The following is a 6,000-nucleotide window of genomic DNA, read 5'->3' on the forward strand; positions in this document are numbered from 1 at the left end:
TGATTATTCGTACTTTGCGTTATACTTATATCATTGAACCCAATTTAGGAATTTTATAGTCCAATAAGACAAATGGATAAGTGCCCTTCTTAACAATTCTTATATTTTAAAAACGAGGTGACAGTAGGCGGCGGCTCCGGCCGGCCGCTTTCGAGCATGCCTATTCCTTCCGTTGATCAGCATTCAACCAAACAGTGCGCTTACTGCCTTGAGTATAAACCGCTCTCGGAATTCCGGAGGCGGACCGGTAAACGCTCCAAGGCGGATTCCCGCCGCGGCGCCTGCCGGGAGTGCCGGAAACGCCGCGAAGCCGAAGCGGCCCGGGCCTCCGCCCCGCAGGAGACGGCGCTCGCCAAGGCGCCGGTAACCGTCCGGGCCATAGCGCCGCCAATGGCCCGGGCTCCGCGGCCCGCCCGCGCCGCCGCTGAAGCGGACCCCAGCGGCCAGGCCCCGCACGGGGCTGCGGACGGCGCCGTCACGGCCGCAACTGCCCGGCCGGGCCCGCGTCCGGCGCGGCCTGCCGCAAAGGTGCGGCCCGTGCCGGACGAGCCGGCTGCGGCGCAGGCGGCTCCGGCGGCGGGCGCTTCCGCGCCTGGCCCCGCCGGGGAGGCGCGGCCGCCGGGGCCCCGGAAGCGCAAGCGGTCCCGGAGCACGGCAGCTGCCGAGCGGAAGCCGCATGCTTCCGCGACGGAGAGCGCGGCCAAGCCCCGCCCGCGTGCGGCGGAGCAGGCGGCGTCCCATCCGCACCGGCGCTGGCCCAAGCCCGAGCCGGACGACGTCTCGGCGCTCATTCCCTCGAAGCAGGGAATGATTCTGATGCGGGGCTACAGCGACAAGGGACGGCGCTGGCATCAGGAGATCGACCTCGATCTCGCGGTGACGCTCGTGCGGGAGAAGGCCGCCGTCGTGGTCAACCGCCGGACGATCCGCCGGCTGTTCAGCAACAAGGACTTCCGCCGGTATATTTTGACCCGGGACCGGTATACGTGCCATTTCTGCGGTTTATACGGCGATACGATCGACCATCTGCTGCCCCGCGCCAAGGGAGGACATACGACGCCCGTGAACTGCGTCTGCGCCTGCAATCTGTGCAACCAGGCCAAAGCGGACCAGTACGTCGACGAATTTATGGGTAATTAACGTTATACGCCAAACGAAAACGCCCCATTTCGGCAGGCCGCCAAATCAACAAGCTTGGCGCTGCGCGGAATGGGGCGTTCACGATTTAGTGGGAATCAGCCGCCGGATTACGGACCCAGTATATGCTTGACTCTTCCGACCTGACCGCTCGTCAGCCTCACCTTGATGCCGTGGGGATGGCGGGGCGAATTCGTCAAAATGTCCTTGACCGTGCCCCGGGTCAGCTTGCCTGTGGGCTGATCCTGCTTCAGCACGATGTCCACTTCAAGCCCCGGCCTAATATCCGCCCTGCTCTGTCCGTTCATGCCGCTTGTCCTCCTTTCGCATCGACGTTTACCCCCGGCCTGCAGGTGCAAAACCGGCGGAAATGATTATAATTAAGCTACCTACTAAAGATAAGGATGAGACTGCTATGGCTTTTGGCGTAAAAAAAGAAGAATTGAACCGCTGGAAGCAAGCGGTCCTGGACGGGGAGATCGCTTTTCTGACCCATTACTGGCTCGATCCGCGTTTCCCCGGCGTAACAACCGTAACCAAGGTTGGCTGCAGCGACCTGGACCGTCTCGAAGGCTGGTGCAGGGACAACGATCTGCCTCCGCAATATATCCATAACCGGCGTCCGTTCCCCCACTTTGACCTCATCGGAGCCAGGCAGCCGGAAATTCTGAAGCGGGAGGGGCAGTGGGATCAGCTTCGCCGCTTCAAGCTGCTCTAGCCTTTATTGCCTGCGCTGCTGGCGCAGATCCTCCATGATTTTGCGGCCGGTCGGCGTCTGGGCGAGCCCTCCTCCGGCCGTCTCGCGGTGCTTCTCGGGCATGGCCGCGCCAACCTCCAGCATGACCTTGATCACCTCGTCGGACGGAATGACGCTTCGCACGCCGGCTAGCGCCATATCCGCCGCTGCCAGCGCCGTAACGGCGCCGAAGCCGTTGCGGACGATGCAGGGAATCTCAACGAGCCCGCCCACCGGATCGCAGATGAGGCCCAGGGAATTTTTGAGCGCCAGACCCACGGCATGCACCGCCTGGGCCGGTGTGCCGCCGCGCAGCTCCGTCAGCGCTCCCGCCGCCATGCCGATGGCCGAGCCGACTTCGGCCTGGCAGCCTCCTTCCGCTCCGGAAACAAAAGAATTATTGGCGATGACATAGCCGATCGCGCCAGCGGCGAACAATCCGTAAGTCATAACGTCGTCGTCCCAGCCGAAGCGTTCCTGGCAGCTTAAGAATACGCCGGGAATAATACCGCAGGAGCCTGCTGTCGGCGTGGCAATGATCCGTCCCATCGAGGCGTTCACCTCCGAGACGGCCAGCGCATAGGCCAGCGCCTGCCCCGCCGGTCCGCCCAGACAGGATTCGTTCCCTTCGTTATAGGCGCCGACGCGCTGGGCATCCAGCCCGGTAAGACCGCTGCGCGAAGTCGTGTCGGTCTCCATCCCGCGCCGCACGGCCTCCTTCATTACCCCGTAATATTCCTTCATTTTGGCAAATTCATGCTCGGCGGGACGGCCGGATTCGGCGCTCTGCTCTTCCAGCATCAAGGCGCCGATACTTAAAGCCCGCTCAGCGGCCAAATCGGCGAGCTGGCTCAACGTTTGAAAATTCATGAGGACTTTCCCTTCCCTTTCTCTTCCTTCGGACTCTCGTCCAGGTGAATCAGCTTCACCGATTGTACCGCGGGCAGGGCTTCCAGCTCGCTCAGCAGCTCCGGAGCCAGCATCTCATCCAGCTCCAATACGGTCAGAGCGGCTCCGCTGCGGTGTTTGCGGTCCAGAGACATATGCCCGATGTTGACCCGGCCTCTGCGCATCGTATCCGTCACGCTGGCCAGCACGCCGAGATAGTCCATATGATGAATCAGGACCGTAGGATACATCCCGGACAGCTTGACGCTGAACTCGTCGATTTCGACAATTTCGATGTTGCCGCCCCCGATTGAAATCCCCGTAAGCGTCAGCCCTCCGCCGCTGCCGGACAGTTGCAGCCGTACTGTGTTGGGATGCGGGAACAATCCGGCACCCTGCCGGAACGAAATGTCCATACCCTCCCGTTCGGCGATTTCAATGGAATCCGGAAGCCGCAAATCGTCTGTGGAGAAATCCAGCAGTCCCCCGGCAATCGCCCGGTCCGTACCGTGCCCCTGATAGGTGGCCGCAAACGATCCGTAAAAAATAACCTCCGCCTTCAGCGGAATTTCGCCCAGCAGCTGCCTGGCCGCCCGGCCGATGCGGGCCGCGCCCGCCGTGTGGGAGCTCGAAGGCCCGACCATCGCCGGTCCGATTATGGAGAACACATCTTTAAACCGCATGGCTTAAGCCTCCGCTTTCTATTCAAGCTTGGAAAGCCGCTTCTACGCTTCCAGACAAGTCGGCATTTGAATATGAAGTTGAATCTATGCCTGCTTAAATTATACTGCAATGGCGAAGAAACTGTGAAATTTGTCGAAGCCTTCCCCACGGCTTATCCCGTACCGCAATCTTCCGCGTTTACCCCGGGCAGCGTCCCGCCGTAAGAGGTGAAAATGAGCCGATTATCGCTTATTGTCAGGTAACTTGCGAGTACAGCAGAATGCCGTCCCTGAGCTCCCAGCCGATTCCGCTCCAGAACCGCTGGCCGTCCGTATTGCTCCCGATTACCATCAGGTGGCACTTCGCAATCCCCTCGGCGCGTAAAGCTTTCAGGCAGTTCGACACCATTCTTCGCCCGATGCCCTTCCCCCGATGCTCCCCGCTGACCGCGACATGATACAAGAACCCCCGCCGCCCGTCATGGCCGCACAGCGCCGTCCCGGCAAGTCCGCCCTCCAGAGACACACACACCTGACTTAGACCCCGGTTCCGTTCCAGAAAGCGGAAGATTTCTTCCCGCGAATCCGCCGCACTAAGCCCCATGCCCTTCGTATTCTTCCACAGCGAATATGCCGCGTCGTAATCTTCCTTTGTCATCTCTCTGTAAATCATTCTTCTCCCTCCTAATCATACCTCTCAACTTTTAACATAATCCGCTATTCGGTTCAATGGTAATTCGTAATCGGCAGTGTCTCAGAGCCCCTCAAGGCTTCTTATAACAGATTGTTTTACGCCTGGGCCAAAATTTCTTCTTTACACCCTTCGTTTTTTTTCATTATATTAATATTTAATATCTTAAAAGAGACAGTATGGGAGGAATGTAAGAGTGAAAAAAGCCACAGCATTGTTAATCGTATTTTGTATGGTGGTCATCAGCGGCTTCGCCTATTATCCGTCAGCGGCCAGCGCCAAGACTGCGGAAAAAGCCCCTATCGCGGTACAGGGTGCGCTCGATGTCGAAATTGAATCGCTGCTCAAAGCAATGGGCGAGTACAAAACCCAAAAAGTGGGCATGTACAGCTACTACATAGGCAAAATCGACGGAATCCCGGTGATTGTCAACCGGACGGAGATGGGAATGGTAAACGCGGCCACAGCTACAACGCTGCTCATTAAAACCTTCCATCCGCGGGCCATCATTAATCAGGGAACAGCCGGAGGCCATGATGAAAAGACGCATCTGTATGATATTGTCGTCGGCAAAGAGCTGATCAACTATATCAACACGATCTCCCCGACCCGAAAAGCGGGTGAAGGCAGCAAGCCGGAGACGTGGAACATGATGACAACCGATGTGCGTGATGACGAAGACAACCTGATGAAATACAAAACGTTCAAAAGCACGCCGGAACTGGTCCAAGCCGCAATGTCGGTAAAAAACAAGTACATGCACGGGAACGTCTATGCCGGAACGATCGGCAGCGCCGACCAATTCAACAATGAGGTTGACCGGATTTTGTGGACCAATGAGGTGCTTGGCATGATGGCCGAGGATATGGAGACGGCTTCCGTGGCTCAAGTGGCGAACGGCTTCCACGTTCCTTTCGTGGGCATCCGGGGGATGTCCGACGCAGGCAGACATGATGAGCACTGGAATCCGACAAGCGGAAGAAATGCAGGCGTCTGGACAGGCGAATTTGTGGTCGAGGTCATCAAAGCGATCGACAAGCAGGTGAATTTCGCCACGATTACCGAAGTCAACGGCTTCAATCTGTATGTGAACGATGCGAAACAAGATATTTACATGCTGGATTACAAAGGAAAAGCGCTGATTCCGATCCGTAATCTGGCGGGCGCGCTCTCCGGAACCAAGGCGTCCGGCGTAAGCTTCAACGCGGCGACCAAATCCATTACATTCAAATATGATGCCAAGTCAGCGACATTTAAAGCGGGCGACAGCTTCTTCTTCGATGCGCAGGGTGCAAAGCAGCTGGTCGAATCCCCAACGGTTGTGGTTAACGGCAAAACCTATGTGAGCCTTGACCTCGTCTCGAAAGCGTTTGGATTGCAGACGAAGGCCGACGGCGTGGATTTGTACATCACCGCGCAATAATAAATGGAGCGGACCGCTCCGTCTATTTAAAAAGGCCGGGCAGGGGATTGCATTCCCTTGCCCGGCTTTTTGCGCCTGCGCCGCTTAGAGTCTCCATTACGCGCCAGGTCTTCATGCCGCCCGACAGTCTCCGTTCCGCACCAGGTCTTCATGCCGCCGACGTCTCCGTTCCGCGCCAGGTCTTCATGCTGCCCGAGAGTCTCCGTTCCGCGCCAGGTCTTCATGCCGCCGAGAGCCTCCGTTCCGCATCAGGTCTTCATGCCGCCCGATAGTCTCCGTTCCGCGCCAGGTCATCATGCCGCCCGAGAGCCTCTGTTCCGCGCTAGGTCTTCATGCTGCTACCGAGAGTCTCCATCCCGTGCCAGGTCTTCATACGAGTTAGCGGGCCGGGTTGCGGACATTCCTGCGTCTATACATCTTTTTCCGTGGAGTTCCTCCTGCCCAGACCCAATTCCTACAAAAG

At 58.3% G+C, this 6,000-nt stretch carries 8 protein-coding genes; 3 read left to right on the forward strand and 5 right to left on the reverse strand.

Going from position 1 to position 6,000, the window contains the following annotated elements:
- Nucleotides 1–156: 156 nt before the first annotated feature.
- Complete coding sequence (locus G5B47_RS18825) at nucleotides 157–1,140, forward strand: HNH endonuclease signature motif containing protein (protein ID WP_235949692.1); 984 nt, start codon at nucleotides 157–159, stop codon at nucleotides 1,138–1,140.
- Between the two features lie 107 nt (nucleotides 1,141–1,247).
- Here the strand turns inward: G5B47_RS18825 and G5B47_RS18830 are convergent, their stop codons facing one another.
- A complete protein-coding gene (locus G5B47_RS18830; RefSeq protein WP_025332892.1) occupies nucleotides 1,248–1,445 on the reverse strand; it encodes a YwbE family protein in 198 nt (65 codons plus the stop codon).
- A gap of 107 nt (nucleotides 1,446–1,552) precedes the next feature.
- Here G5B47_RS18830 and G5B47_RS18835 point away from each other — a divergent pair, with 107 nt between their 5' ends.
- Nucleotides 1,553–1,855: a hypothetical protein gene (locus tag G5B47_RS18835; protein ID WP_025332891.1), complete on the forward strand. Its 303-nt coding sequence runs from the start codon at nucleotides 1,553–1,555 to the stop codon at nucleotides 1,853–1,855.
- Nucleotides 1,856–1,858: 3 nt separating this feature from the next.
- On the opposite strand, the gene sdaAA is transcribed toward G5B47_RS18835, so the two are convergent.
- The 3 genes from sdaAA to G5B47_RS18850 all read right to left on the reverse strand — a co-directional run bounded on the left by sdaAA (nucleotide 1,859) and on the right by G5B47_RS18850 (nucleotide 4,096).
- Complete coding sequence (sdaAA, locus tag G5B47_RS18840; RefSeq protein WP_165101283.1) at nucleotides 1,859–2,743, reverse strand: L-serine ammonia-lyase, iron-sulfur-dependent, subunit alpha; 885 nt, start codon at nucleotides 2,741–2,743, stop codon at nucleotides 1,859–1,861.
- Complete coding sequence (gene sdaAB, locus G5B47_RS18845) at nucleotides 2,740–3,444, reverse strand: L-serine ammonia-lyase, iron-sulfur-dependent subunit beta (protein WP_165101286.1); 705 nt, start codon at nucleotides 3,442–3,444, stop codon at nucleotides 2,740–2,742. Before sdaAB ends, sdaAA begins: the two co-directional genes overlap by 4 nt.
- A gap of 235 nt (nucleotides 3,445–3,679) precedes the next feature.
- Complete coding sequence (locus G5B47_RS18850) at nucleotides 3,680–4,096, reverse strand: GNAT family N-acetyltransferase (protein WP_165101289.1); 417 nt, start codon at nucleotides 4,094–4,096, stop codon at nucleotides 3,680–3,682.
- Between the two features lie 214 nt (nucleotides 4,097–4,310).
- Between G5B47_RS18850 and G5B47_RS18855 the strand changes: the two genes are divergently transcribed.
- Nucleotides 4,311–5,537 carry a phosphorylase family protein gene (locus G5B47_RS18855; protein ID WP_165101292.1) on the forward strand — a complete coding sequence of 409 codons (1,227 nt, stop codon included), beginning with the start codon at nucleotides 4,311–4,313 and terminating at the stop codon, nucleotides 5,535–5,537.
- Nucleotides 5,538–5,563: 26 nt separating this feature from the next.
- Here the strand turns inward: G5B47_RS18855 and G5B47_RS18860 are convergent, their stop codons facing one another.
- A complete protein-coding gene (locus G5B47_RS18860; protein WP_165101295.1) occupies nucleotides 5,564–5,761 on the reverse strand; it encodes a hypothetical protein in 198 nt (65 codons plus the stop codon).
- Between the last annotated feature and the right edge of the window lie 239 nt (nucleotides 5,762–6,000).

It is taken from the genome of Paenibacillus apii, from assembly GCF_011043685.1.
GTDB lineage: Bacteria > Bacillota > Bacilli > Paenibacillales > Paenibacillaceae > Paenibacillus_AQ > Paenibacillus_AQ sabinae.